The sequence below is a fragment of the Actinokineospora cianjurensis genome (assembly GCF_003663795.1).
Classification (GTDB): Bacteria; Actinomycetota; Actinomycetes; order Mycobacteriales; family Pseudonocardiaceae; genus Actinokineospora; species Actinokineospora terrae.
The window spans coordinates 2,264,825-2,289,622 of the sequence record NZ_RCDD01000001.1 but is presented as its reverse complement, the minus strand read 5'-3'; the positions used below and the strand labels follow the sequence as shown (position 1 = coordinate 2,289,622).

General features: G+C 72.6%; 21 protein-coding genes. 8 read left to right on the top strand and 13 right to left on the bottom strand.

The genetic code is table 11. The annotated features are described in order from the left end of the window. Nucleotides 1-464: 464 nt before the first annotated feature. The 4 genes from recA to CLV68_RS10445 form a co-directional block, all read right to left on the bottom strand. Nucleotides 465-1,505 carry a recombinase RecA gene (recA, locus tag CLV68_RS10460; protein ID WP_092775501.1) on the bottom strand — a complete coding sequence of 347 codons (1,041 nt, stop codon included), beginning with the start codon at nucleotides 1,503-1,505 and terminating at the stop codon, nucleotides 465-467. Nucleotides 1,506-1,690: 185 nt separating this feature from the next. Next, entirely contained in the window at nucleotides 1,691-1,885 is a 195-nt protein-coding gene (locus CLV68_RS10455) for a DUF3046 domain-containing protein (protein WP_121390162.1), read from the bottom strand. A gap of 149 nt (nucleotides 1,886-2,034) precedes the next feature. Beyond that, nucleotides 2,035-3,762 carry an Hsp70 family protein gene (locus tag CLV68_RS10450; protein WP_121390161.1) on the bottom strand — a complete coding sequence of 576 codons (1,728 nt, stop codon included), beginning with the start codon at nucleotides 3,760-3,762 and terminating at the stop codon, nucleotides 2,035-2,037. A 5-nt stretch (nucleotides 3,763-3,767) separates the two neighbouring features. Then, nucleotides 3,768-5,705, bottom strand: a complete 1,938-nt coding sequence (locus CLV68_RS10445; RefSeq protein ID WP_121390160.1) for an Hsp70 family protein — start codon at nucleotides 5,703-5,705, stop codon at nucleotides 3,768-3,770. Between the two features lie 281 nt (nucleotides 5,706-5,986). On the opposite strand from CLV68_RS10445, the gene CLV68_RS10440 reads away from it, so the two are divergent. After that, the gene (locus CLV68_RS10440) at nucleotides 5,987-10,630 is read left to right on the top strand and encodes an ATP-dependent helicase (protein WP_121390159.1); all 4,644 of its coding nucleotides are present in this window, start codon (nucleotides 5,987-5,989) and stop codon (nucleotides 10,628-10,630) included. 83 nt (nucleotides 10,631-10,713) lie between these two features. Here the strand turns inward: CLV68_RS10440 and CLV68_RS10435 are convergent, their stop codons facing one another. The 6 genes from CLV68_RS10435 to CLV68_RS10410 all read right to left on the bottom strand — a co-directional run bounded on the left by CLV68_RS10435 (nucleotide 10,714) and on the right by CLV68_RS10410 (nucleotide 14,645). Beyond that, nucleotides 10,714-11,442, bottom strand: coding sequence for a VOC family protein (locus CLV68_RS10435; protein WP_121390158.1), 729 nt, complete (start codon nucleotides 11,440-11,442; stop codon nucleotides 10,714-10,716). 50 nt (nucleotides 11,443-11,492) lie between these two features. Continuing rightward, nucleotides 11,493-12,062, bottom strand: coding sequence for an META domain-containing protein (locus tag CLV68_RS10430; RefSeq protein WP_121390157.1), 570 nt, complete (start codon nucleotides 12,060-12,062; stop codon nucleotides 11,493-11,495). A gap of 12 nt (nucleotides 12,063-12,074) precedes the next feature. After that, on the bottom strand, nucleotides 12,075-12,575 hold the full coding sequence (locus CLV68_RS10425) for a SigE family RNA polymerase sigma factor (RefSeq protein ID WP_121390156.1): 501 nt from the start codon (nucleotides 12,573-12,575) through the stop codon (nucleotides 12,075-12,077). Nucleotides 12,576-12,641: 66 nt separating this feature from the next. After that, complete coding sequence (locus CLV68_RS10420; RefSeq protein ID WP_121390155.1) at nucleotides 12,642-13,346, bottom strand: VOC family protein; 705 nt, start codon at nucleotides 13,344-13,346, stop codon at nucleotides 12,642-12,644. Between the two features lie 133 nt (nucleotides 13,347-13,479). Next, a complete protein-coding gene (locus CLV68_RS10415; protein ID WP_121390154.1) occupies nucleotides 13,480-14,238 on the bottom strand; it encodes a maleylpyruvate isomerase family mycothiol-dependent enzyme in 759 nt (252 codons plus the stop codon). Beyond that, nucleotides 14,235-14,645 (bottom strand): SAV_6107 family HEPN domain-containing protein, encoded by a 411-nt coding sequence (locus CLV68_RS10410; protein ID WP_092775510.1) that lies wholly within the window; start codon nucleotides 14,643-14,645, stop codon nucleotides 14,235-14,237. The genes CLV68_RS10415 and CLV68_RS10410 overlap by 4 nt, the downstream gene beginning before the upstream one ends. 231 nt (nucleotides 14,646-14,876) lie before the next feature. Here CLV68_RS10410 and CLV68_RS10405 point away from each other — a divergent pair, with 231 nt between their 5' ends. After that, entirely contained in the window at nucleotides 14,877-15,386 is a 510-nt protein-coding gene (locus tag CLV68_RS10405) for a YbaK/EbsC family protein (RefSeq protein ID WP_121390153.1), read from the top strand. After that, nucleotides 15,383-15,952 carry a GNAT family N-acetyltransferase gene (locus CLV68_RS10400; protein ID WP_121390152.1) on the top strand — a complete coding sequence of 190 codons (570 nt, stop codon included), beginning with the start codon at nucleotides 15,383-15,385 and terminating at the stop codon, nucleotides 15,950-15,952. The genes CLV68_RS10405 and CLV68_RS10400 overlap by 4 nt, the downstream gene beginning before the upstream one ends. Here the strand turns inward: CLV68_RS10400 and CLV68_RS10395 are convergent. Next, nucleotides 15,949-17,616 carry a DUF885 domain-containing protein gene (locus CLV68_RS10395; protein ID WP_121391097.1) on the bottom strand — a complete coding sequence of 556 codons (1,668 nt, stop codon included), beginning with the start codon at nucleotides 17,614-17,616 and terminating at the stop codon, nucleotides 15,949-15,951. The two genes, CLV68_RS10400 and CLV68_RS10395, sit on opposite strands and share 4 nt — an antisense overlap. Nucleotides 17,617-17,679: 63 nt before the next feature. Here CLV68_RS10395 and CLV68_RS10390 point away from each other — a divergent pair, with 63 nt between their 5' ends. After that, nucleotides 17,680-18,381 (top strand): LppM family (lipo)protein, encoded by a 702-nt coding sequence (locus CLV68_RS10390; protein WP_121390151.1) that lies wholly within the window; start codon nucleotides 17,680-17,682, stop codon nucleotides 18,379-18,381. 23 nt (nucleotides 18,382-18,404) lie between these two features. Here the strand turns inward: CLV68_RS10390 and metF are convergent, their stop codons facing one another. Then, nucleotides 18,405-19,286, bottom strand: coding sequence for a methylenetetrahydrofolate reductase [NAD(P)H] (gene metF, locus CLV68_RS10385; RefSeq protein WP_121390150.1), 882 nt, complete (start codon nucleotides 19,284-19,286; stop codon nucleotides 18,405-18,407). Between the two features lie 156 nt (nucleotides 19,287-19,442). Between metF and CLV68_RS10380 the strand changes: the two genes are divergently transcribed. From CLV68_RS10380 to CLV68_RS10365, 4 genes are all read left to right on the top strand, one after another. Beyond that, nucleotides 19,443-20,519 carry a polyprenyl synthetase family protein gene (locus CLV68_RS10380; RefSeq protein ID WP_121391096.1) on the top strand — a complete coding sequence of 359 codons (1,077 nt, stop codon included), beginning with the start codon at nucleotides 19,443-19,445 and terminating at the stop codon, nucleotides 20,517-20,519. A gap of 2 nt (nucleotides 20,520-20,521) precedes the next feature. Beyond that, nucleotides 20,522-22,060 carry a phytoene desaturase family protein gene (gene crtI, locus CLV68_RS10375; RefSeq protein WP_121390149.1) on the top strand — a complete coding sequence of 513 codons (1,539 nt, stop codon included), beginning with the start codon at nucleotides 20,522-20,524 and terminating at the stop codon, nucleotides 22,058-22,060. A gap of 76 nt (nucleotides 22,061-22,136) precedes the next feature. After that, the gene (locus CLV68_RS10370; RefSeq protein WP_147459933.1) at nucleotides 22,137-23,558 is read left to right on the top strand and encodes a hypothetical protein; all 1,422 of its coding nucleotides are present in this window, start codon (nucleotides 22,137-22,139) and stop codon (nucleotides 23,556-23,558) included. After that, entirely contained in the window at nucleotides 23,537-24,433 is an 897-nt protein-coding gene (locus CLV68_RS10365) for a phytoene/squalene synthase family protein (protein WP_121390147.1), read from the top strand. The genes CLV68_RS10370 and CLV68_RS10365 overlap by 22 nt, the downstream gene beginning before the upstream one ends. Here CLV68_RS10365 and CLV68_RS10360 read toward each other — a convergent pair. Next, nucleotides 24,427-24,795 carry an Rv2175c family DNA-binding protein gene (locus CLV68_RS10360; protein ID WP_211346458.1) on the bottom strand — a complete coding sequence of 123 codons (369 nt, stop codon included), beginning with the start codon at nucleotides 24,793-24,795 and terminating at the stop codon, nucleotides 24,427-24,429. The two genes, CLV68_RS10365 and CLV68_RS10360, sit on opposite strands and share 7 nt — an antisense overlap. Nucleotides 24,796-24,798: the final 3 nt, after the last annotated feature.

Genomic DNA, 24,798 nt, shown 5'->3' with positions numbered 1-24,798 from the left:
GGCGGAACCACCCGACCACCACGCCTGCTCACCCCGGGGTCCGGCCGGGGCTGGAGCACCCTCGGCCCACCAGTCCCCCGACTCGGCACCGCGGTCGGGCGCACCGCCCTCGGTCGACCCGGTCGGATCCGGCCGGGCGGGCTCAGCTCCCGAGTCACCCCACCACGTGTCGCCGGGAGCGGCGGATCGCCCGAACTCGCCGGACGGCCCCGATTCCACGGGCCGCCCCTGCTCCACGGGCCACCCGGACTCGGCGAGCCGCTCCGACTCCACGGGCGGCCCTGGCTCGACGGCCCACCCCGGATCTGCGGACGGCGACTCGACGAACGGCGACTGCTCGACCCGCCCTGCTCGCTCAGCGGGGTCCGCGCTCCACCAAGCCCCCGGGGCGGGGTCTGCTTCCGCCCCGGGGTCGGGCTCGCGCCACCACCCGGCCCCCTCGGACCGGGGGGTGTCCTCGGGCATCAGAACTCGACGGGGGCCGGTGCGGTCTCGTCGGCGTCGAGCTTGGCACCGATGCCGAGCTTCTCCTTGATCCGCTTCTCGATCTCGTCGGCCACGTCCGGGTTGTCCAGCAGGAACTTGCGGGCGTTCTCCTTGCCCTGGCCGAGCTGGTCGCCCTCGTAGGTGTACCAGGCGCCGGACTTGCGCAGGATGGCCTGGTCGACGCCCATGTCGATGAGCGAGCCCTCGCGGCTGATGCCCTTGCCGTAGAGGATGTCGAACTCGGCCTGCTTGAACGGCGGGGCGACCTTGTTCTTGACGACCTTGACCCTGGTGCGGTTGCCGACCGGCTCGCCGCCGTCCTTGAGGGTCTCGATGCGCCGGACGTCGAGCCGGACCGAGGCGTAGAACTTGAGCGCCTTGCCACCGGTCGTGGTCTCCGGGGACCCGAACATCACGCCGATCTTCTCGCGCAGCTGGTTGATGAAGATCGCGGTGGTCCCGGAGTTGTTCATCGCGCCGGTCATCTTGCGCAGCGCCTGGCTCATCAGCCTGGCCTGCAGGCCGACGTGGTTGTCGCCCATCTCGCCCTCGATCTCGGCGCGCGGCACCAGCGCGGCCACCGAGTCGATGACGATGAGGTCGAGCGCGCCGGAGCGGATCAGCATGTCGGCGATCTCCAGCGCCTGCTCACCGGTGTCCGGCTGGGAGACCAGCAGCGCGTCGGTGTCGACGCCGAGCGACTTGGCGTACTCGGGGTCGAGCGCGTGCTCGGCGTCGATGAACGCCGCGATGCCGCCCGCGCGCTGGGCGTTGGCCACCGCGTGCAGCGCGACGGTCGTCTTACCGGAGGACTCCGGGCCGTAGATCTCGACGACCCGGCCGCGCGGCAGCCCGCCGATGCCCAGGGCGACGTCGAGGGCGATGGCGCCGGTCGGGATGACGGCGATCGGGGCGCGGCCCTCGTCACCGAGGCGCATCACCGAGCCCTTGCCGAAGTTCTTGTCGATCTGGGCAAGGGCGAGTTCGAGCGCCTTGTCCCGGTCGGGTGCTGCTGGCATCTTCGATCCACCTCGGGTCTGTTTCGTGCTCACGCCGAGCACGCTACGGGCAAGGACCGACGATTCTCGGCGGGCACCGCCGGTCTGTGGACAAACGGGGCCGTTGTGGATGGCTCCGGTCGCGGACGCCACAGTAGCGAACACCTGTTCGACCTCCGGCACCGACACGCCGACGCCCGCCGCGATCAGCGCCGGTCGGGTGGCACCTCGAACGCCTCGCAGACGGCCTGCCAGATCTCCTTGGTGGGGACACCCGCGTCCAGCGCCTGGTCGACGGTGCGGCCACCGAGGGCGGCGAAGACGTGGTCGTGGGCGATGGTCTCGGCGTGGCCCGCGCCGAACTCGTCGGCGAGCATGGCCCGGAAGGTCGTGATGCGCATCGACGACCAGTCTAGGCGCAGGGCACAATCGCGACCGTGCCCGTCGAACCGCCGTCCGCGCTGGAGAGCACCCTGATCGACATCGCCGTGCTCGGCGGGTTGGTCGCCGCGATCGTGCTGGGGATCATCGCGCTGCGCAACCGGCGGCGCTAACCGCTCGGCTGGACCTTGGCGGCGAAGAAGTCGGCCAGCGTGTCCGGTGTCGTCCCGGACCCGCGGGTCCCGCTGCGGGAGATCCACCCGACCAGGGGGCGGTCGGTCACGGTGAAGACCAAGACGCCGGTGCCACCCTTGACGCCCGCGCGGAAGTCCCCCGCGAGCCCGTTGCCGCGCCACTCGGCGAGGACGTGGTCGCCATCAGTCATGGCGATGAGCTCGGAGTCGAATAGTTCTTGCACGTCTTCGCGCGAACCGAGGTGGGCGTAGTTGACGGTGTAGGACTCAGGTAGAGCACACGTGACGTCCGCGGGTGCCTTGCCCGCTTGGCACTGGGCGCTACCGGGGACCTGACCGGCGAGCTGTCGTAGGCACTCGGTGAAGCCCGTGGAGTCCTTGGCGCCCTTGGTCTGGCAGGACGAGGCGCTCGGGAGGTCGTCGCTGGGGATGAGCAGGAAGATCCCGGCGACCACCGCGAGAACAGCGACCACGGCAGCGGAGATCAGCAGCGGTAGCTTCGATCGCCTCGGTGGCGCTACCGGGCGCACTGGCGTCGGGAAGTTGACTTGCAGCGGACCGGTGAGCGGTCCGGTGACCGGCGCCGTGTAGGTGGGTTGCCTGCCCGGTTCGACCGTCGTGGTGCGCATGCTGATGCCCTCGCGGCTGACCAGGTGCGCGCCGAGGGCGACGGCGGTCTCGGGCTGGTCGAGGCTGGTCGGCACGATCCGGAGCTGCTCGGCGATCAGGGTCGCCACCAGCGGGATCCGGCTCGAACCGCCGACGAGGTAGATCCCGGCCAGGCGGTCGGGCGTGGTGCCGGTGGAGCGGGTGGTGTCCGCGAGGACCTCGACGCTGCGCAGCAGGCTCGGCCGGATCAGGGCTTCCAACTCGGCGCGGGTGAGCAGCACGTCGTTGAACGGCGCGGGCATCGGCACCTCGGTCTGCGGGTGCCGCGACAGGGCTTCCTTGGCCGCCTTGACATCCTCTTGCAGCGCGCGGCGGGCTCGCCGGTCCGCCGTGGACTCGGGCCGCAGCAGTCTCTGCCAGCCAGCCGGATCGCGGTGAGAGCCCTGCCGCCCCAGGTGGTCCAAGAGGGCTTGGTCGACATCGACGCCACCGAGGTCCTGTAGACCGGCCTCGGCCAAAACAGCGAAACCCTGCTGTGTAGCGGCAACCACGGCCACGTCGAAGGTTCCCGCACCGAGGTCGTAGACGGCCAACGCCTGACCTGGCGGCAACGGGTGCCCGAGCGAGGTGAAGTGCGCGGCAGCAGCGACCGGCTCGGGGACCAACACGATGTTGGACCCCATGCCCGCCTGCTTGGCGGCGGACAACAGCACGTGTCGCCTGGCCGGCCCCCACTGCGCGGGGTGGGTCAGCCGGACCTCGTCAGGGTGTGCGCCGCCGAGCTGCCGGGTGACCTCTTCGATGATGTGGCGCAAGACCGCCGCGAGCGCCTCGGACACCGGGACGACGACGTCGCCGAGCAGCAACGTCCCCTCGTCCACCCGCCGCTTCGGGTTGGGCTCGAACCGTGACGGGTCGAGCCGCGCCCGCCGCTCCGCGTCCCTGCCGACGACAAGCCCACCGTCCTCGCCGGCGTACACAGCCGACGGCATGGTGTTAGCGCCGTCGACCTCGACCACCCGCGGTGGGCGACCGTGCGCGGACAGCACAGCCACGGTGTTGGACGTGCCGAGGTCGACGGACAGGACGCGCATCGGGATCAGGCGCCGCTACCGGGCTTGACGTGCTCGTTGAAGAACGAGAGCACGTCGTCGGATCCCGGCAGGGCCATCACGGTGCCCATGACCGGTGTGTCCGAGACGGAGAACATGAGCAGGCTCGCGCCGCCCGAGATCTCCGCGTACTGGTACTTGCCGCTCTTGCCGCCACCGTCCCAGTCGCCGGTGTGCCCCTGCTCGCCGAGCGTGGAGAACGCCGCGTCGATGTTGGTGTCGACCAGGCTCTCGGAGGGGAACTGGTAGTAGAGGACGTAGTAGCCGTTGCCCGGCTTGCAGGTCACCGCGACAGCGCCCGCGGTGTCCGGGTCGCCCACTCCCGGGATGTTCGTGCCCGAGTCGCAGTTGTGGTCGGCGACCGGGCCCGCGATCTCCCGGATGCAGGCGGTGAACCCCTGCTCGTCGGTGGTCGTGTCGTCGCAGTTGGCGTTGACCGTGGAGCCACCGGAGGTGGCGACGATGATGCTGACGATGCCGATCACCACGACGGCCACGATGGCGGTGGCGATGTACCAGACCTTGTTCGAGTTCTGGCGCTGCATCGGTAAGGGGTGGTGCTGCACCGGGGTCGGGATCGACGGCGGGCTCTGGACCTGCGTCGGCACCGACGGCGGTGCCTGGACCGGGATCGGCCGCGACGGGGGGCCCTGCACGCGCTGGGGGGCGGAGTTGGGGTACTGCTGCACCGGGGTCGGCCCGGTCGACGGGGGCTGGGGGACCTGCGGGGCCTGGGGCTGCGACTGCGGCTGCGGTGCCTGCGCGTTGAAGCCGCTGGTGCGGGGCGGGACGGTGGCGCGGGAGCGGCGGACGGCGTCGATGGTGCCGGACATGTCGCCGGTGCGCATCGTGATGCCCTCTTGGGGCACGTGGTGCGCGCCGAGGGCGACGGCGGTCTCCGGCTGGTCGAGACTGGTCGGCACGACCCGCAGCTGCTCGGCGATCAGCGTCGCCACCAGCGGGATCCGGCTCGAACCGCCGACCAGGTAGATGCCGACCAGCCGGTCGGGGGTCATGCCGGTTGACCGGATCGTCGCGGCCAGCAGCTCGACGCTGCGGAGCATGCCGGGGCGGATCAGGGCCTCCAGCTCGACCCTGGTCACCAGGACGTCGTCGAACGGCTCCGGCAGCGGGACCTCGGTCTGCGGGTGCCGCGAGAGCGCTTCCTTGGACGCCTTGACGTCCTCGCGCAGCGCGCGTTGCGCCCGCCTGTCCCCGGTGGACTCAGGCCGCAGCAGTCGCTGCCAACCGGCCGGGTCGCGGTGGGAGACCTGACGGCCCACGTGTTCCAACAGCGCCTGGTCGACGTCAAGGCCACCGAGGTCCGGCAGGCCGGCCTCGGCCAGGACCACGAAGCCCTTTTGCGTAGCACCAACGATCGCGACGTCGAAAGTTCCCGCACCGAGGTCGTAGACGGCCAATGCCTGTCCGGAACCGAGTGTCTGCCCGGGAAAGGAGGCGAAGTGCGCGGCGGCGGCGACCGGTTCGGGAACCAGGACCAGGTTCGATCCCATGCCCGCCTGCCTGGCCGCGGACAGCAGCACGTTGCGGCGCACGGGACCCCACTGCGCGGGGTGGGTCAGCCGGACCTCGTCGGGCTTCTTGTTGCCCAGCTGGCGAGAGGTCTCCTCGGCCACGCGGCGCAGGACACCGGCCAGCGCGTCGGTGACCGGGACGACCGTGTCGCCGAGCAGCAGCGTGCCCTCGTCGACGCGGCGCTTGGGGTTGGGCTCGAAGCGGGAGGGGTCGAGGCGGGCGCGCCGCTCGGCGTCGCGGCCGACGACCAACCCGCCGTCCTCACCCGCGAACACCGCCGAGGGCATCATCGACGCCCCGTCGACGTCGACCACCCGAGGCGGGCGGCCGTGCGCGGACAGCACGGCGACGGTGTTCGACGTGCCGAGATCGACCGACAGGACGTTCACTGCTCTCCCCTCAACGCAACCCCGACCGTGCTCTCCCCCAGGTTGTCGTCGCAGATGTTCCCATGCGTGACACGCCGTGCGGGCCTGGTCTCCCAGATCCGCACGTGCCCGAGGTCACCCGGGGTGGGGCCTTACCGTACCCAGGTCCGCGCCGGGCTCCCACGGCCAACACGGCGAGGTCCCGGGTGGACACTGAGCGCAGTTGTCCACAATCACCCCGGCCATCCACAGGTCCGGCCGCCCTGCTGGCAGTGTCGGACACCTGGGGTAACCATGGACGGGTGACCGCAGCAGCGCTCGACCTGTTCACCGCCCCGACCCGCCAGTGGTTCACCGGCGCGTTCGCCGCGCCGACCGAGGCCCAGGCCGGGGCCTGGCGGGCGGCCGCGGCGGGCGAGCACGCGCTCGTGGTCGCGCCGACCGGGTCGGGCAAGACGCTCGCGGCGTTCCTGTGGGCGCTCGACCGGCTGGCCGCCGAGGGCGTGCCGAGCGAGGCCAAGCAGCGGTGCCGGGTGCTGTACGTGTCCCCGCTCAAGGCGCTGGCGGTCGACGTGCAGCGCAACCTGCGCGCCCCGCTGGCGGGCATCCGGCAGGCCGCGCACCGGCTGGACCTGCCGGAACCGGACATCACGGTCGGCATGCGCACCGGCGACACGCCTGCCGACGAGCGCCGCTCGTTCGCCAGGACACCGCCGGACGTGCTGGTGACCACGCCGGAGTCGCTGTTCCTGCTGCTCACCTCGGCCGCGCGGGAGTCGCTGCGCGGGGTGCGCACGGTGATCGTCGACGAGGTGCACGCGGTGGCGGGCACCAAGCGCGGCTCGCACATGGCGGTGTCGCTGGAACGGCTGGACGCGCTGCTGGAGCGGCCTGCGCAGCGGATCGGGCTGTCGGCGACGGTGCGGCCCGTGGAGGAGGTCAGCGGGTTCCTCTGCGGTGGCCGCCCGGTCACCGTGGTCCGGCCGACGATCGCGAAGACCATCGAGGTCAGCGTGGAGGTCCCGGTCGCCGACATGGCGAGCCTCGGCGAGGGTCCGGCCACCCCGCTCGACCCGGATTCCGCCGAGGCCCCGGAGCGGCCATCGATCTGGCCGCTGGTGGAGCAGCGGGTGCTGGACCTGGTGCGCGCGCACCGCTCGACGATCGTGTTCTCGAACTCGCGGCGGCTGGCCGAGCGGATGACCGCGCGGCTCAACGAGCTCGCGGGTGCGGGGTCCGAGGCGATGACCCGGTTCCCGGCCGAGGCCATCGGGCAGTCCGGGCTGACGACGATGGTCGAGCCGGTGGTGGCCAGGGCGCACCACGGGTCGATGTCGCGGGAGCAGCGGACCCTGGTCGAGGAGGACCTCAAGTCGGGGCGGCTGCCGTGCGTGGTGGCGACGTCCTCGCTGGAGCTGGGCATCGACATGGGCGCGGTCGACCTGGTGGTGCAGATCGAGGCGCCGCCGACGGTGGCGGCCGGGATGCAGCGGGTGGGCCGGGCCGGGCACCAGGTGGGGGCCGTCTCGCGCGGGGTGATGTTCCCGAAGTTCCGCGGCGACCTGGTCTCCTGCGCGGTGGTGGCCGAGCGGATGGCAGGCGGCGCGATCGAGGCGGTCCGCTACCCGCGCAACCCGCTGGACGTGCTGGCCCAGCACGTGGTGGCGATGACGGCGCTCGAACCGTGGACGGTGACCGACCTGGCCGCGCTGATCCGCCGCGCCGCGCCGTACGCGTCGCTGCCGGACTCGGCGCTGTACTCGGTGCTCGACATGCTCGCCGGCCGGTACCCGAGCGAGGAGTTCGGCGAGCTGCGGCCCCGGATCACCTGGGACCGGGTCAGCGGGGAGCTGCGCGGGCGGCCGGGGGCGCAGCGGCTCGCGGTCACCTCCGGCGGCACCATCCCCGACCGGGGCCTGTTCACCGTGATGACCCCGCCGAACGAGCGCGGCGCCGGGTCGCGGGTCGGCGAGCTGGACGAGGAGATGGTGTACGAGTCGCGGGTCGGCGACACGTTCCTGTTGGGCACCTCGGCCTGGCGGGTGCAGGACATCACCCACGACCGGGTGATCGTCACACCTGCGCCGGGCGAGCCCGCCAGGATGCCGTTCTGGAAGGGCGACGCGCCGGGTCGCCCGCTGGAGCTGGGGCGGGCACTGGGCGCGTTCGTCCGCGAGCTGTCCGCTGTGGACGAACCGGCGGCGCGGCAGCGGGCGGCGGCGGCCGGGCTGGACGAGTGGGCGACCGACAACCTGCTGGCGTACCTGCGGGAGCAGCGCGAGGCGACCAGGCACGTGCCCGACGACCGGACGGTGCTCGTGGAGCGCTTCCGCGACGAGCTCGGCGACTGGCGGCTGGTGGTGCACTCGCCGTTCGGCGCGCAGGTGAACGCGCCGTGGGCGTTGGCGATCGGGGCCAGGCTCCGGGAGCGGCGCGGGGTGGAGGCGCAGATCGCGCACTCCGACGACGGGATCGTGCTGCGGCTGCCGGACGCCGTCGACGACGCGGGACAGGAGGTGGTGGCCGGGGTCGAGGACGTGCTGCTCGACCCGGAGGAGGTGGAGCAGGTCGTGGTCGCGGAGGTGGGCGGGTCGGCGCTGTTCGCGTCCCGGTTCCGCGAGTGCGCGGCCAGGTCGCTGCTGCTGCCCCGGCGCGATCCCCGGCGGCGGACGCCGTTGTGGCAGCAGCGGCAGCGGTCGGCGCAACTGCTGTCGGTCGCGGCGAAGTACGAGCAGTTCCCGGTGGTGCTGGAGGCCATGCGGGAGTGCCTGCAGGACGTGTACGACGTGTCCGGGCTGCGCGAGCTGATGTCGGACGTGCGGGCGCGGCGGGTGCGGGTGGTCGAGGTGGAGACCCCGTCGGCGTCGCCGTTCGCGCGGAGCCTGCTGTTCGGGTACGTGGGGATGTTCCTCTACGGGTCCGATGTGCCGTTGGCGGAGCGGCGGGCGGCGGCGCTCTCGCTCGACAGCGCGCTGCTGGCCGAGCTGCTCGGCTCGGAGGCGATCCGCGAACTGCTCGACCCCGAGGTGCTGGCCGAGGTGGAGCAGTCGCTGCAGCGGCTGGACCCCAAGCGGCACGCCAGGCACGCCGAGGACGCCGCCGACCTGCTGCGGTTCCTCGGCGACCTGTCCGAGGCGGAGGCGGCCGCGCGGGGCGTCCAGCCGGAGTGGTTGGCCGAGTTGGCGACGGCGCGGCGGGCGCTGCTGGTGCGGATCGCGGGCGAGGAGCGCTACATCTCGATCGAGGACGCGGGGCGGGTTCGCGACGCGTTGGGCACCGCGTTGCCGGTAGGCGTACCGGAAGCGTTCACCGAGCCGGTCGCGGATCCGGTGGGCGACCTGTTGGCGCGGTACGCCCGTACGCACGGCCCGTTCCCCGCCGCGGAGGCGGCGGCCCGGTTCGGGTTGGGGGTCTCGGTGGTGACGGGGGTGTTGGAGCGGTTGGCGGGCGCGGGCCGGTTGGTGCGCGGTGAACTGCGGCCGGGTGGCACGCACACCGAGTACTGCGACGCGGATGTGTTGCGGCGGTTGCGGCGCGGGTCGCTGGCGCGGCTGCGGGCGGAGGTGGAGCCGGTCGAGCCTGCCGCGCTGGGGCGGTTCTTGCCGAGCTGGCACGGGATCGGGCGTCGGTTGCGGTCAGCGCCGACGGCGGACGACGTGCTGTCGGTGGTGGAGCAGTTGGCGGGGGCGCCATTGCCTGCCAGCGCCGTGGAGTCGTTGATCCTGCCTGCCCGGTTGCCCGGGTACACGCCTGCCTTGCTCGATGAGCTGACCGCGGCAGGTGAGGTCACCTGGTGCGGTAGCGGTGCCTTGGCGGGTGGCGACGGGTGGGTGGCGTTGGCTCCCTCGGACGTGGCGGACCTGTTGCTGCCGGACGTCGAGGAAGCGGTCCCGGACACACCACTGCACGGGGCCGTACTGTCTTCTTTGGACACTGGGGCGCTGTTCTTCCGCCAGGTCGCCGAACGGGCAGGGGCGATCCTGGTCGATGGTGGCGCGGAGGTCCCCGGCGACCAGGACGTCGTGACCGCGTTGTGGGACCTGGTGTGGGGCGGTCTTGTCACCAACGACACGATCGCACCGTTGCGGGCTCTAGTCGCGGGCAAGGGTGCCGCGCACAAACCGCGCCCGACTGCCCCGCGCGGCCGGTACGCCCGCATGCGCGCGGCACGACCGGTGATGCCGAGCCGTACGGGTCCGCCCACGGTCGGCGGGCGGTGGTCGCTGGTGGTGGCACGCGAAAAGGACCCGACTCGGCGCGCGCACGCCCGCGCGGAGGCGTTCCTGGAACGGCACGGTGTCCTGACCCGCGGCGCGTTGGACACCGAGCGGGTGGTCGGCGGGTTCAGCGGTGTCTACAAGGTGCTGCGGGCGATGGAGGACACGGGGCAGATCATCCGCGGGTACGTGGTGGAGGGGCTGGGCGCGTCGCAGTTCGCGGCTCGCGGCGCGGTGGACCGGCTGCGCGCGCTCTCCCGCCCGGACGCCGCTCCCCCGGCGCCCGACGTGCACCTCGGCGAGGGCTGGCCGATCCCGGCCAGCATGCAGCGCCCGATCCAGTCCACTTCGGACACCAAGCTGGACGCCGTCGTCCTCGCCGCGGCCGACCCGGCCCAGCCCTACGGCGCCGCCCTGGACTGGCCGGACCCGGTCGGCGAGGGCAAACACCGCCCCGGCCGCAAAGCAGGCGCCCTCGCCGTCCTCGTCGAAGGCACCCCCGCCCTCTACGTGGAACGCGGCGGCCGCACCCTCCTCACCTTCACCGACGACACCCCACCCCTGCGCGCCGCCGCCGAAGCCCTCTCCCGAGCCGTGAAAGAAGGCTGGCTAGGCCCCCTCTCCGTCCAAAAAGCCGACGGCGAAGTAGCCCTCACCTCCACCCTGTCCACCATCCTCCGCGACGCGGGCTTCCGAGCCACCCCCAAGGGCTTACGCCTCCGCGCCTGAGTCCAGGCCCCCACCAGGCCGCAAGAGTTGGCCCGTATCAACAATCCAAGCCGCGTCAGGGAAGGGAAGGCTGCCGGGCGGGTTCAGCGAGGGGTGAGGATGCAGAACTCGTTGCCCTCGGGATCCGTGAGCACCACCCACGGCACATCACCCTGGCCGACATCGGCGAGAGTCGCGCCCAGGGACTGGAGGCGGGCGGCCTCGGTGTGCTGGTCCTCGTCCAGGTGTGGGGCGAGGTCGAGGTGGAGGGGGTTCTTGGTGAGTTTGGGGTCTGTGGTGCGGAGGAATTCCAGCCAGGGGCCGTGGCGGTCGGGGGCGTGCAGGGACGCGAAGGCGGGTTCGTCGCGGATGATGCGGTGGCCGGTGGCGGCGGCCCAGAAGGTGGCCTGGGCGCTGGGGTCGAGTGCGTCGACGACGATGGCGGCGATGGCGCCGGTGTCGGCGTACTCGGGGCGGGGTTCGAGGACGCAGAACTCGTTGCCCTCCGGGTCGGCGAGGACCACCCACGGCACGTCGCCCTGGCCGAGGTCGACCGGGCGGGCGCCCAGGCCGAGCGCGCGGCGGACGGTCGCGTCCTGGTCGGTCGGCGACACGCTGGACAGGTCGAGGTGGACGCGGTTCTTGCCGAGCTTGGGGTTCGGGGCAGGCACGAAGACCAAGTCCATGTCCCAGCCGTCTTCCTCCGGGGCGGTGACGTCGATCTCGCCGTCCTCCGCGAAGGTGGTCGGCCACCCCAGCAGGTCGGCCCAGAAGCGCGCCAGGGCGGGCGGGTCGGCGGCGTCCACCACGAAGTTGACCAAGCGGGTCGGCATGTCTGGACGCTAGTGCACGAAGCCGCCACCCGCCGAAAGCCGAGCACCGATCAGCCCACCCTGCGGTACGTCCCCAGCACGATGGGTCCGTCCATGGTGAACACCAACTCGTCCCCGCGCAGCGTGTAGGACGTCGCCTTGGTCAGCACGTAGGTGTTGGGCACATTGGCGCACCCGATGAGCGTCGACGGGCCGTCCGTGGTGGCGCTGAAGACCCCGTTGTCCGCCTGGTAGCGACCCGCGGACCCGTTGCAGCCGTCGGACGCCTCCCAGTGGCCGTCGTCGGTGAAGCGGACCAGTGGCGGCTCGCGCCGCGGGGTGTCGATGGAGCCGGTGAACCCGACGAGCGACACCGGTTCCCACTCGCCGACCACCCCGGCCGAGGCGGGCAACCGCGCCGCACCGGCCGCGGACGTCGCCACCTCGTCCCGAACCCGCCCCGCCGCGAAGACCAGGCCGCCGACCAGCGCGATCACCGCGACCCCGGCGGCCACCACCTGCCGGGCGGTCCGCCGCCGCCGGACGCGGTGGTGGACGGCGGCCAGCATGCCGTCGTCGGTCGGGGCGTACGCGGCGCCCTCGGTGAAGGCGTCCCGCAGTCGTCGCTCCGCCTCGTTCATCGGTCCTCCTCCCTACTCACCCGCGGGCTCCATCGTCTCGCCCCACGCGGTGCGCAGGCTGCTCAGCGCCCGCGACGCCTGGGACCGCACGGTGCTCTCCGCGCAGCCCAACAGCTCCGCGATCGCCCGGTCGTCGCGGTCCTCGTAGAAGCGCAGCACCAGCACGGCCCGCTGCCCCGGTGGCAGCGCCGCCAGCGCGCCCCACGTCTGGGCCCGGGCGGCCACGTGGTCGGCGTGATCACCGGCGCCTGCCACCTCGAACCACGCGTCGCCCGGTTGGACCGGCAGCTCGGAGTTGGACCGTTTGCGCTGCCAGTCGATGTTGGCGTTGACCATGATGCGGCGCAGGTAGGCGTCAGGGTGGTCGGCGGCCGCTACGCGACGCCAGCGGCCGTGCGCCTTGAGCAACGCGGTCTGCACCAAGTCCTCGGCCAGGTGGCGGTCGCCGGTAAGCAGGTACGCGAACCGCAGCAGCGCCTGGCCGCGGTCCCGCACGTACTCGTCGAAGGTCATCCCCACCCTTTCCGCCCTGACTTCCAGACGGAGCGGGGGGCGCGATCCGCTGCACGCGGCGTCGGATCAGGTCGGCACCCGGCTGGGCACGAGCCGGAACTCGTTGCCCTCGGGGTCGTGGAAGGCGCCGCCGTGCTCGGTGGCGCCCCGGGTCAGCAGGTCCGAGGCGTCGGACTCGTCGTCGGTCGCCAGCGTCAGCCGGATGCGGTTGGGGCCGCGGCGCTGGTCGGGGACGCGGAGGAACTCGATCCACGGCCCGGCCCGCTCGCTGGCCCGCAGCGCCGCGGAGTTCTCCTCGGTGTGCACCAGCGGCCAGCCGGTCGCCGCCGACCAGAAGGTGGCCAGCCTGGTGGGGTCGACCGCGTCGACGACGAGCGCGGCGAGCGGCCCGGTGTGGTGGTAGAGGTCCCCGGGTTCGAGGATGCAGAACTCGTTGCCCGCCGGGTCGCGGAACACCGTCCACGGCACCCCCGGCCCCTGCCCCACGTTGACCTCGACCGCCCCCACGTCGGCGGCCAGCGAGGTCAGCACCTGGTACTCGTGCGGGCTCTCCGTCGCCAGGTCGAGGTGGATCCGGTTCTTGGCCGTCTTGTCCCACCTGGCGGGAACGAAGGCCAGGTCCAACCCGCACCCGCCCAGGTCGGGCGCCACCAGCCGGTGGCAGCCGCCGCGGCCAGGGGTGGCGGTGCCGCCGAGCATGATGTACCAGAACTGCGCGGCGGCCGCCGGGTCGGTCGCATCGATCACGAGACTCGCCAGCCGGGTGGACATGTCCGACACCGTAGTCCTGTCGGCGCACCGGGGTCGTTTCCCGCCTTTCCCCACCACAGCCGCCGCTACCCGTTCGGGGGCTCCACCGGTCGGTCGGGAGCCCGGGGAGGACCTTGAGTCCTTTGTGGAACCGTCAGCGGGTGGCCAGGCGGAGCAGGGCCCAGAGTTGGGTCAGGGCGTCGAGGTCTCCTTCGCGGTCCACGGCCGGGGTGAAGACGGCGGTGCGGCCCCAGAGCCACAGGTACAGGGCCTGGGGCGGGCCGGTAACCGTTGCGGCGGCGGGGGTCGGGTGCGGTGACAGCGCGGCCGTGGTGCGGTCTGTGGTGACCTCGGCCAGCCAGGTGTGGCCCGCGGTGCGGACGGCGACCGTGGTGGCGCGGGTGCCGGAGACGCCGAGGACGGCCAGGCGGTGGGTGAACCACAGGGTCAGCACCTCGTCCACGCCGTCGACCGCCACGTCCTCCGGGACCGGTGTGATGTCCCCGCCCGCGGCCGCTTGGACGTCCACGCGGTGCACCGTCGCCTCGTGGGCCATCCGGCGGCGCCAGAAGCCGTACGTCTGGTCGGTCGGGTGCCAGCCGGGGCACGGGGCGGACGCGGCGTTGGCCTCGAGTTCGCCGAGCAGGGCGCGCAGGCCGTCGAGCAGGTAGTGCTCGACGGGTTCGCCGTCGAGGGGTTGGCGTTGCCAGTGGGTGGGGCGGGTGCCGGTGCGGATCCAGGTCAGCGCCATGCGGTAGACGCTGCCGAGGTGGCGGGTGGTCTCGCCGACGGTCAGGCCGGGGCAGCCGGGGACCGGGCGGTCCTGGTCGGCTGCCGCGGCGCTGGTCGCCAGCAGGGTGGTCTCGGTCTCCAGCACGTCGAGCAGTCGGTCCGCGGCGAGCAGCCCGGTCACCGCCGGGTGCCGTGCACGGCGCGGTGGATCAGCGCGAGGAACTCGGCGGTCTGCCGGTGCAGGTCCTCGGCGGCGCGCGGGCCGACCCGGCTGGTGATGCCCGCCTGCACCGCGGCGCGGGTGGCCGAGCAGGAGGCGAAGTACGCCGCCCACTCGCGCATCTCCGGGGCCACCGACGCCATCAGCGTCCACACGCTGGTCGGCTTGGCCCGCCCCCGGTGCGGGCGGCCGCGGGCGGCGAGCAGCGCGGCGGCGGCGCGCAGGGCGCACAGGTAGGACTCGGTGAACAGGTGCGCGGGGGTCGCCCGCTCCGACACCGCGGCGAACCCGCGCTCGGCCTGGCCGAGCAGGGTCACCGCGGCGGCCGGTGGTGCCTGGGTGACGGGGAAGTCCAGCGTGCTGGTCATCTAGGGCCTCCTCCCGATCGAGACGTCACGAACGACAGCGACGAACCCGCCGAGGGGAAGCCGGCGGCGCCCGGTGGTGAGGCGCTTCCCCCGCCCCACCACCGGGCATCGTTCGAACTCATGTTCGAACAAAGTCAGCGTAACCCGTGGTGGGACCGGGTTCAAGCGAACTTCGGTGTGACGTGGCGGGGGTGTGGGGCGCGGCCGGGCGGCGGGTGGTGTGATGGAGCGGTGAGCACACCCGAGCACCGCGGCGTCACCGCGATCGCCGACGCCCTGCGCGCGGCCGGACTGCCCGAGGCAGCGGCCGGGATCCGCTTCCTCGACGACGACGTGCGCACCGCCGCCGCGGCCGCCGAGGCGATAGGCGTACCGGTCGGCGCTATCGCCAACAGTCTCGTGTTCGTCGCGGACGGGGCGCCGCTACTGGTCCTGACCTCGGGTGATCACCGCGCCGACACTACGAGGCTCGCCGCGCTCGTAGGCGTCACCGAGGTCGGCAAGGCCACCCCCGCGTTCGTCCGGGAGCACACCGGCCAGGCCATCGGCGGCGTCGCCCCGATCGGGCACCCGGTGCCGTTGCGCACCCTGGTGGACAGCCACCTGGAGCGGTACCCGGTGGTCTGGGCGGCGGCCGGTCACCCCAAGTCGGTGTTCCCCACGACCTACGCCGATCTGGTGACCCTCACCGGGGGCACGGCTGCGCGGGTCGGCGTCGAGGAGGATGATCCGTCCTCGTGACCGCCGCTCCCTCACCCCGCGTCGCCCGCTTCGCCGAGCTGACCGGCGACGACCTGCGGGGTCGTCTGCGCGAGGCGCTGCTGCTGTACGTGAACGCCATGCGCTACCCCAAGGGCACCGCCGAGCAGCGGGCCCCGATGTGGCTGGCGCACATGCTGCGGGTCGGTTGGCGCTGTGTGGCCGCGTTCGACGCCGAGGACCGGATGGCGGGTATCGCCTACGGCTACCAGGGCGCTCCCGGGCAGTGGTGGCACGAGCAGGTCAAGCGCGGGGTCACCGAGCGGCACGGCATCGAGGTCGCCGAGCGGTGGATGGAGGACTACTTCGAGCTCACCGAGCTGCACGTGCGCCCGGACAGCCAGGGGCAGGGCATCGGCGGCGAGCTGATCCGGAAACTGGTGACAGGTACGGGTAACGCGCACGTACTGCTGTCCACGCCCGAGGGGCCTTCCCGGGCGTGGAACCTCTACCGCAAGCTGGACTTCGTCGACGTACTACGCGAGTACCAGTTCGCGGGGGATCCACGCCCGTTCGGCGTCCTCGGTCGTACCCTTCCGCTCGCCTAGATAGCGGCCAGTCGCTCGCGCAGCGTGTCGAGCCCCATCGCACCCATCACCAACGCGTCCTGGTGGAACGCCTTGAGGTCGAACGCGTCGCCCCTACGGGCCTTGGCCTCGTCGCGGGCCTGTAGCCACAACCGCTCGCCCAGCTTGTAGGTGGGCGCTTGCCCCGGCCAGCCGAGGTAGCGGTCGATCTCGTCGTGCACGTGGGTCGGGTCGGTGATGGTGCGGGTGAGCATGAACTCCAGGCCCAGCTCGGGGGTCCACCGCTCGCCGGGGTGGAAGCCGTGCCCGGACGGGATCCGCAGCTTGAGGTGCATGCCGATGTCGACGATCACCCGCGCCGCACGGAACAGGTGCGCGTCGAGCATGCCGAGCAGGTCGCCGTCGTCGGACAGGTAGCCGAACTCGCGCATCAGCCGCTCGGCGTAGAGCGCCCAGCCCTCGCCGTGCGCGGGGACCCAGGTCAGCAGGCGCTGGAACCGGTTGAGGTCCGCCGCCTGGTAGACCGCCGTGGCGATCTGCAGGTGGTGGCCGGGGACGCCCTCGTGGTAGACGGTGGTGACCTCGCGCCAGGTCGAGAAGTCCTCGCGGTCGGCAGGCACGGACCACCACATGCGGCCGGGGCGCACCCAGTCGTCGGTGGGGCCGGTGTAGTACGCGCCGACGCTGCCGCCGGGCGGGGCGATGCGGCACTCCAGGCGCATCAACGGGTCCGGGATCTCGAAGTGCACGCCGCGCAGGTCGGCCAGCGCCTGGTCCGACAGCCGCTGCATCCACTCCTCCAGCGCCTTCTGGCCCCGGACCTGGTAGCGCGGGTCGGCGTCGAGCACGGCGGCGGCCTGGGCGATCGACGCCCCGGCGGAGATCCGGTCGGCGACCTGCTTCATCTCCGCTTCCAGCCGGGTGAACTCGGCCCAGCCCCACTCGTACGCCTCGTGCAGGTCGAGCCGGGCGCCGGTGAACTCGCGCGACCACAGGCGGTACCGGTCCTCGCCCACGGCGTCCTCGGTGGGCGCCTTCGCGGCGAGCTCGTCGGTGAGGAAGTCGGCGAGACCCGCGTAGGCGCTGGAGGCGCCCGCGGCGGCCGCGTCGAGGTCTGAGCGCAACGCGCCCTCGACCTGGGCGCCGGAGACGAGGTCGGTGAAGAACGAGGTGGACCAGGTGCGGCACTGGTCGGCGACCTTGGTGACCTGGCGCAGCGCGGCGACGTCGCCCTTGGCGGCCGCGGCGCGCAGCGACTGCTGGTAGCCGGCGAGCGCGGTCGGCACCTGGCCGAGCCGGGCGGCGATGACGGCCCAGTCGTCGGCGGTGTCGTTGGGCATCAGGTCGAACACCTGCCGCACGTCCTGCGGCGGCGAGGCGATCACGTTCAGGTCGGCGAGCCGCTCACCGGCCTCGAACAGCTCGACCTGCAGCCCGACCCGTTCGGTGAACACGGCCTTGGCGTTGGCCTCGCCCGCGTCGGCTGGCTCGACGCCGCCGATGGCGGCCAGCGCGGCCTTGGCCAGGTCGGCGCGGGCGGTGATGCCGTCCGGGGACAGGTCGGGCAGGTCGCGGTCGTGCCCGGCGACACCGACCAGGGTCGCCAGGATCGGGTCGGCGGCGGCGATGTCGTCGACGTAGCGGTCGCAGATCTGGTGCACGCCGTCGTGCGGGGAGGACGCCATGGTCAGCCACGTTACCCAACAGTCGGCGGTGGGCGCGGTGGACGGGTACGGCAGGATGGCCGCGTGCACCAGGTCACGCGACACCCCCGATCCCGTTCGCGCAGGTGGGCGGCCCTGATCCCGCTCACCCTGCTGGCGCTGGTCACCCTCTCCGGGTGCGTGCGGGTGCAGGCGTCGTTCGCGGTGTCCGAGGACGACCTGGTCTCCGGCCAGCTGGTGGTGGCCTCCGTCGCGGTCAAGCAGGGCGACATCGGCCCCGCGCTGACCATCCCGCCCGAGCTCAAGGGCAAGGTCCGCGCGCAGAGCTACACCGCGGACGGTTACGTGGGCCAGACCGTCACCTTCCAGGGCCTGTCGTTCCCCGAGGTGACCGTGCTGGCCGAGTCGATCACCGCGGGCAAGCAGTACCGGCTCAGCTTCCGCCGTTCGGGTGACCTGGTGACGATGGCCGGGTCGGTCGACCTGACCGAGCTGCCTGCGGACCGGGCCGAGGTGCAGGTGACGGTGACCTTCCCCGGCACGGTCACCAGGACCAACGGCATCAACGACAACGGCACGATCAACTGGAAGCCCAAGCCGGGCGCGGTGACCGAGTTCGACGCCGCGGTCCAGTACACCGACAAGTCGGGCGTCTCCTGGACCAAGTGGGTCACCATCGTCGGCGCGTCCGCCATCGGGGTGGCGCTGCTGGTGCTGGCGCTGGCCTTCTTCACCCACAAGCGGTCGGTGCGCGCCGCGGGCCCACCGACCGTGCGCCGCTACTAGCCCCCACCGGACCCGCCACCGGCTCAGGTCCTGGCGGGCACCAGGCCGAGCCGGTTGACGACCTCCTTGGTCGCCTTGGACCGGTTGAACGTGTAGAAGTGCAGCCCCGACACGCCCTCCGCCAGCAGCCGCTCGCTGACCTCGGTGGCCAGGTCGATGCCCGCGGCGCGGAAGGACTTGGCGTCGGTGTGCGGTTCCAGCAGCGCCGAGATGCGCGCGGGCACCGGGGCGCCGGAGAGCTCGATGGTCTTGGCCAGCGTCTTGCGGGTGGTGATCGGCATGATGCCGGGCAGCAAGTCCGCGTCGCAGCCGCGGGCGGCGACCCGGTCGCGCAGCCGCAGGAAGTCCTCGGGCTCGAAGAACAGCTGGGCGATGGCGAAGTCGGCGCCCGCCTGCAGCTTGCGCACCAGGTTTTCGGTGTCGGCGTCGAGGTCGGCCGAGCGCGGGTGGCCGTAGGGGAACGCGGCGACGCCGACGCAGAAGTCGCCGAGTTCGCGGACCAGCCGGACCAGCTCGTCGGCGTAGTGCAGGCCGTCCGGGTGCGCGGACCACTCGCCGTTGGGGTCGCCGGGCGGGTCGCCGCGCAGCGCCAGGATGTTGCGGATGCCGAGCGCGGCGTACCAGCCGATGACGTTGCGCAGTTCGGCGATGGAGTGGTCGACGGCGGTCAGGTGGGCCATCGACACCAGGGTGGTCTCCCTGGCCACGCGCCCGGTGGTGCGGATGGTGCGGTCGCGGCTGGAGCCGCCCGCGCCGTAGGTGACGGAGACGAAGGCGGGGTCGAGGCCCTCGAGCTCGCGGATGGCGTTCCACAGGCGTTGCTCGTCGGCGCTGTCGCGGGGTGGCATGAACTCCACCGAGAACACCGGCCTGCCCACGCGGATGCGCTGCACCACGGTCGTCATGGGGCAAGCCTAGCGAAGTACCGCCCGCTGGAACCCCGTTCCTGAGGTCTGGACAACCCGGGGTGCCGGTCACACTCGTCGACCCCCGGTTGCCCCTGGCCAGGCCGCCCGGCGCACGATAGGCGGGTGCGGCGGACCCAGGTGATCGACAACTCCATGGACGGGGCGCTCGCGGTGCACGTCGAGCGCCACCTGTCCGACTACCTCGAGCAGCGGCGCGCCGGGATGGCCGAGATGGCGCCGTCGTTCGGTTCGGCGGTCGAGTCGCTGGCGGCGTTCGTGCTCGGCGGTGGCAAGCGGATCCGACCCACCTTCGCCTGGTGGGCCTGGCGCGGCGCGGGCGGCGCGGGGTCGGGGCGGGAGGCGGAGGCGGTGCTGCGCGCGGTGAGCGCCCTGGAGCTGATCCAGGCGTGCGCGCTGGTGCACGACGACCTGATGGACGACTCCGCGGTGCGCAGGGGCAAGCCGACGGTGCACGTGGAGTTCGCCGCCCGGCACCGGGAGCGGGGGTGGCTCGGCACGCCGGAGCGCTTCGGCGCCGCGGCCGCGATCCTGCTCGGCGACCTGGCGCTGGCGTGGGCCGACGACATGTACGTGAGCGCGGAGCTGCCCGCCGACCGGCGCGCGGCGGCGCTGGTGCCGTGGCAGGCGATGCGCGCGGAGATGCTGGCCGGGCAGTACCTGGACGTGCTGACCCAGGCCAAGGGCGACGAGTCGGCGGCGGCGTCGCTGAGCGTGGCCAGGATGAAGACCGCCGCGTACACCGTGGAGCGGCCGCTGCACATGGGGGCCGCGCTGGCCGGGGCCGACGAGCACCTGGTCGCGGCGTTGCGGGCGTTCGGCGCCGACATCGGGCTGGCCTTCCAGCTGCGCGACGACCTGCTGGGCATGTACGGCGACACCGACGTGACCGGCAAGCCCGCGGGCGACGACCTGCGTGAGGGCAAGCGGACCCTGTTGATGTCGATCGGGCTCGGTAAGGCAGACGCGGCGGGGCGGGCTGCGGACGCGGCTCTTATGCGGTCTGCGCTCGGTAACGACAACCTGGACTCCGCGACTGTGGAGCGCACCAGGGAGCTGTTGGTCGACCTGGGCGCGGTGGCCGAGGTGGAGCAGCGGATCGGGGAGCTGACCGAGTCGGCGATGCGCGCGCTCGGTGGGGTCGACCTGGCCGAGCCCGCCGGTGACGTCCTGGCCGGGTTGGCGGTAAGCGCGACCAAGCGGGCCAGCTAGCGGTGGGCGGCACCCGGGTGGTGCCCGGCCCCACCGACCACGTCGTGGTCATCGGCGCCGGTCTGTCCGGGCTGTCCGCAGCGCTGCACCTGGCGGGCGCGGGCCGTGAGGTGACTGTCCTGGAGGCAGCGCCGACTGCCGGTGGACGCGCGCGCCGGGAGGAGATGGGGCCGTACGGCGTCGACACCGGCGCGACTGTGCTGACCATGCCCGAGCTGGTCGAGGAAGCTCTAGCGGCGGTCGGTGCGTCTTTGGACCTCGACCTGGTCAAGCTCGACCCCGCCTACCGCGCGCACTTCACCGACGGCAGCACCATCCACGTGCACACCGACGCGGACGCGATGGCCGACGAGGTGCGCCGGGTCGCCGGTCCACGGGAGGCAGCGGGGTACCTGCGGCTGCGGGCGTGGCTGACCGACCTGTACCGGGTGCAGCGCGATCGGTTCATCGGCGCGAACTTCGACTCCCCCCTCGACCTTCTTGGCGTCGACCTGGCTCGGTTGGCCTGTCTGGGCGGGTTCGGCAGGTTGGGTCCCGCGGTGGCGCGGCACCTGTCGGACGAACGGTTACAGCGGCTGTTCTCCTTCCAGTCCCTCTACGCGGGGGTTGCCCCGAGCCGGGCTTTGGCCGCGTACGCCGTGATCGCCTACATGGACACCGTCGCGGGCGTGTACTTCCCGCGTGGCAGCAGTTCCAGGCCGGGCGGTGTCGGCTCCGTGGCCGGGGTGATGGCGGACGCGGCGGGCAAGGCCGGGGTGCGGTTCCGGTACTCGACGAGCGCGGCCTGGCTGGAGCGGGTCGGGTCGCGGGTGCGGGCGGTGCGGACCACGGCGGGCGAGCGGATCACCTGCGACGCGGTGGTCGTCACCGCGGACCTGCCGGTCGCCTACCGGCTGCTCGGCGTGACCCCGCGCCGACCGGTCCCGATCCGCTACTCACCGTCGGCGGTCGTCCTGCACACCGGTGTCGCCCGGTCCTGGGACGCGCTGGCGCACCACACGATCTTCTTCGGCGGGCAGTGGGAGCGCACCTTCGACGAGATCACCCGGCGGGGGGTTCTCATGGGTGATCCCTCGCTGCTGGTCACCCGACCCACCGCGACTGATCCGACCCTGGCACCGGCGGGCAGGCAGCAGGTGTCGGTGCTCGCGCCCGCGCCGAACCTGCGCACCGGCCCGGTCGACTGGGCGCGGATCGGACCGATCTACCGCGACGAACTGCTGCGGGTCCTGGAGCGGCGCGGGCTGACCGGGTTCACCGACGCCGTCGAGGTCCAGCGGCTGGTCACGCCCGCGGACTGGGCGGCGTCGGGGTTGGCGGCTGGCACGCCGTTCTCGGTGTCGCACACGTTCAGCCAGACCGGCCCGTTCCGGCCGCGCAACCTGGTGCCCGGGGTGGACAACGTCGTGCTGGCGGGCTGCGGGACGACACCCGGGGTGGGCATCCCGCCGGTGGTGATCTCCGGTCGGCTGGCCGCGCTGCGGGTGACGGGCGGTACCGGGGTGGGCGCGGCCCGGCGGCGGTCCGTGAGCGGGTTGTGAGGCTATCTTTGGCTCCTGGCCACCCGGTGTCGCGATAATGCGCGCGGTGGGCGGGTGGCGGACGGGGAGCGGCGACATGCGCGGGGCGGCTTGGCGGGGCGTGGCACGGGTGCTCACCCGGGCACTGGGGGTCGGCGCGGTGCTGGTGACGGCCGCCGCGTGCAGCACGGCGGTGGCGGGGTCGCCGGTGCCAGCGGAGATCGGCCCGCCCAGTGGCGCCGCGTCGGCGGTGCAGTCGCTCGACGACCTCGGCGAGGCCGGGCTGCTGCGCTACAAGGGCACGCTGACCTCGGCGTCCAACGACCCGGTCGAGTTCGACCTCGCGGCCGCGAGCGGCGGGGAGATCGCGGGCTCGCTGACGGTCAACGGCAAGGTGGCCTCGGTGCTCGTGGTCGAGCGCGGCACCTACCTCAAGGCGGCCGCCGACTTCTGGGCGGCGCTGTCGGGGGTGGGCAACGCGGAGAACAAGGGCACCGCGGTGGCCGACCGCTGGGTGAAGGTGCCCGGGGTGCTGATCGGCGTGGAACTGGCCGACGTGTTCAGCCCGGAGTCGATGAGCCAGTACCTGGTGGTCGACACCGACAAGGCGCGCGACGACGAGCAGCCGCTGACCGACCGGCGGCGCACCGACCTCGCCGGGGCCAAGGTGTTCCGGATCCCGCTGGTCAGCGGCGCGGTGTACCTGGCGGAGGCGCAGCCGCACGGGGTGCTCAAGGTGGAGCTGGACTCGGCGGGCCAGTCGGCGCCGACGACGGTGAAGAAGCTGTCCACCACGGTCGTCGACGCGACCGGTGAGCTGGCGAAGTTCTACCAGGACGTGGCCGCGGTGGCCGGGCAGCTGACCGCGCCGGTCGACGTGCTGAACACCGTGCAGGAGAGCGGCCACACCTTCGAGGGCTGCGGCGCGGCGAGTTGCTCGATCGTCGTGAGTTTCACCAACGGGACCAAGGCCGCGGTCCGGGTGTCGGTACGCGGGAAGTGGCAAGGCGACAGCTCGCCACTAGGGGCGTGTGAGGCACTCGCGGGTCCGGTAGCGCCGGGCCAGGCGGGTAGCGCTACCTGCACGCTGTCGAGCCAGGAGTGGGTGCAGTTCTTCGCCAGGGCCAACTCCGTTCCGGGCAACCACCCGTACAGCGTGGAGTGGTCGACCGTGGTGCTGGCCGAGGCACCGGACCTGACCAAGGTCACCGCGCTGGCGAAGGCGGCGCCCGCCGACACCAAGGCGCGGCAGACCGACGGCTCGCACTTCGTGTTCTCCATCGGCTACGGCGGCAAGAAGGTCTGGAAGTACGGGGTCACCGGCAAGCACTGGACCGACCGGGCCGACCGGCAGCTCGCGGTGTGCATGGGCGAGACCAGGTCGGTGTGCCGGGTGGACCTGGTGACCGCGACCGGGGACGCGGGCTCGGCGTATGGCCTGCTCAAGCAGCTGGTCGACGCGTACCGCACCGCGGGCGGGACGTGCCCGGAGGGCCAATGGGCCGGGTGCGCGCGCTGACGACGCTGGACTCGGCCTACGCGGGCAGCCGTGCGATCAACGCCCACCACGGCCGTACGTACTACCTGGCGACCCGGCTGTTGCCGCCCTCGCGCCGCCCCGCGGTGCACGCGCTCTATGGGTTCGCGCGGGTGGCCGACGAGATCGTGGACAACCCGGGAGCTGATCCTGCCGGTGAGCTCTTGGCGTTGGAGAGCGCGCTCAAAGATGCCTTCGACGGTGGCGCTACCGGGCATCCGGTGCTGCTCGCACTCGCCGACACCGTGCGGCGCTGGAACATCGACCGGGATCTGTTCGGCGTCTTCCTGAACTCGATGCGGATGGACCTGACGGTCACCGACTACGCCAACCTGGACGAACTGGCCGAGTACACGCACGGATCTGCCGGGGTGATCGGGCTGATGTTGTTGCCAGTATTGGGCACCGTGTCACCGGAGGCCGCCCCTTACGCTGCCGCGCTGGGCGAGGCGTTCCAGCTGACCAACTTCCTGCGGGACGTGGGCGAGGACCTCGACCGTGGCCGGGTTTACCTGCCCGCGGACCACTTGGCCGCGTTCGGAGTGGACCGTGAGCGGCTGGCGTGGGCTCGGGTGAACGGGCCGGATAGGACTACCCGGCGCGCAGTGGCGCATTTCGCCGCGATGGCGCACGCCGGGTATCGGGCTGCCGAGCCGGGGATCGCGCTCTTGGACCCGGTGTCACGGCCCTGCGTGGCGACCGCGGCGCGGCTGTACCGGGCGATCCTGGACGAGATCGCGGCCGCCGGGTACGACGTGCTGACCCGGCGGGCGGTGGTGCCCGCCGGGCGCAAGGCGTCGGTGGTGGTGCCCGGCGTGGCCAGGTGCGTGCTGGCCAGGCTCAGGGGAACTCAGTAGGCCAGGGCCTGGGCGCGGCGCTTGACCTCGCGGCCGCGGTCGCCGCGCAGCGCGTCGATGGGCCTGCCGGGCAGCGTGTCGTCGGCGGTGAACAGCCAGCGGATCACCTCGTCCGGGCTGAAGCCGGAGTCGTTGAGCACGGTGATGGTGCCGGGCAGGCCCTTGACGACGTCGCCGTCGTCGGTGATGAACTCGGCGGGCACCATCAGCACGCCGCGGCGGCGCACGGCGATGAGGTGGTGGTCGCGCAGCGCCTGGTGCACGCGGGTGATCGGCTGGTCGAGGCGGATGGCGACATCGGGCAGCGGCAGCACCGGGACGTCGGGGTCGAGCACGTCGGCGGCCGCGGGGATTGAACTCACGCA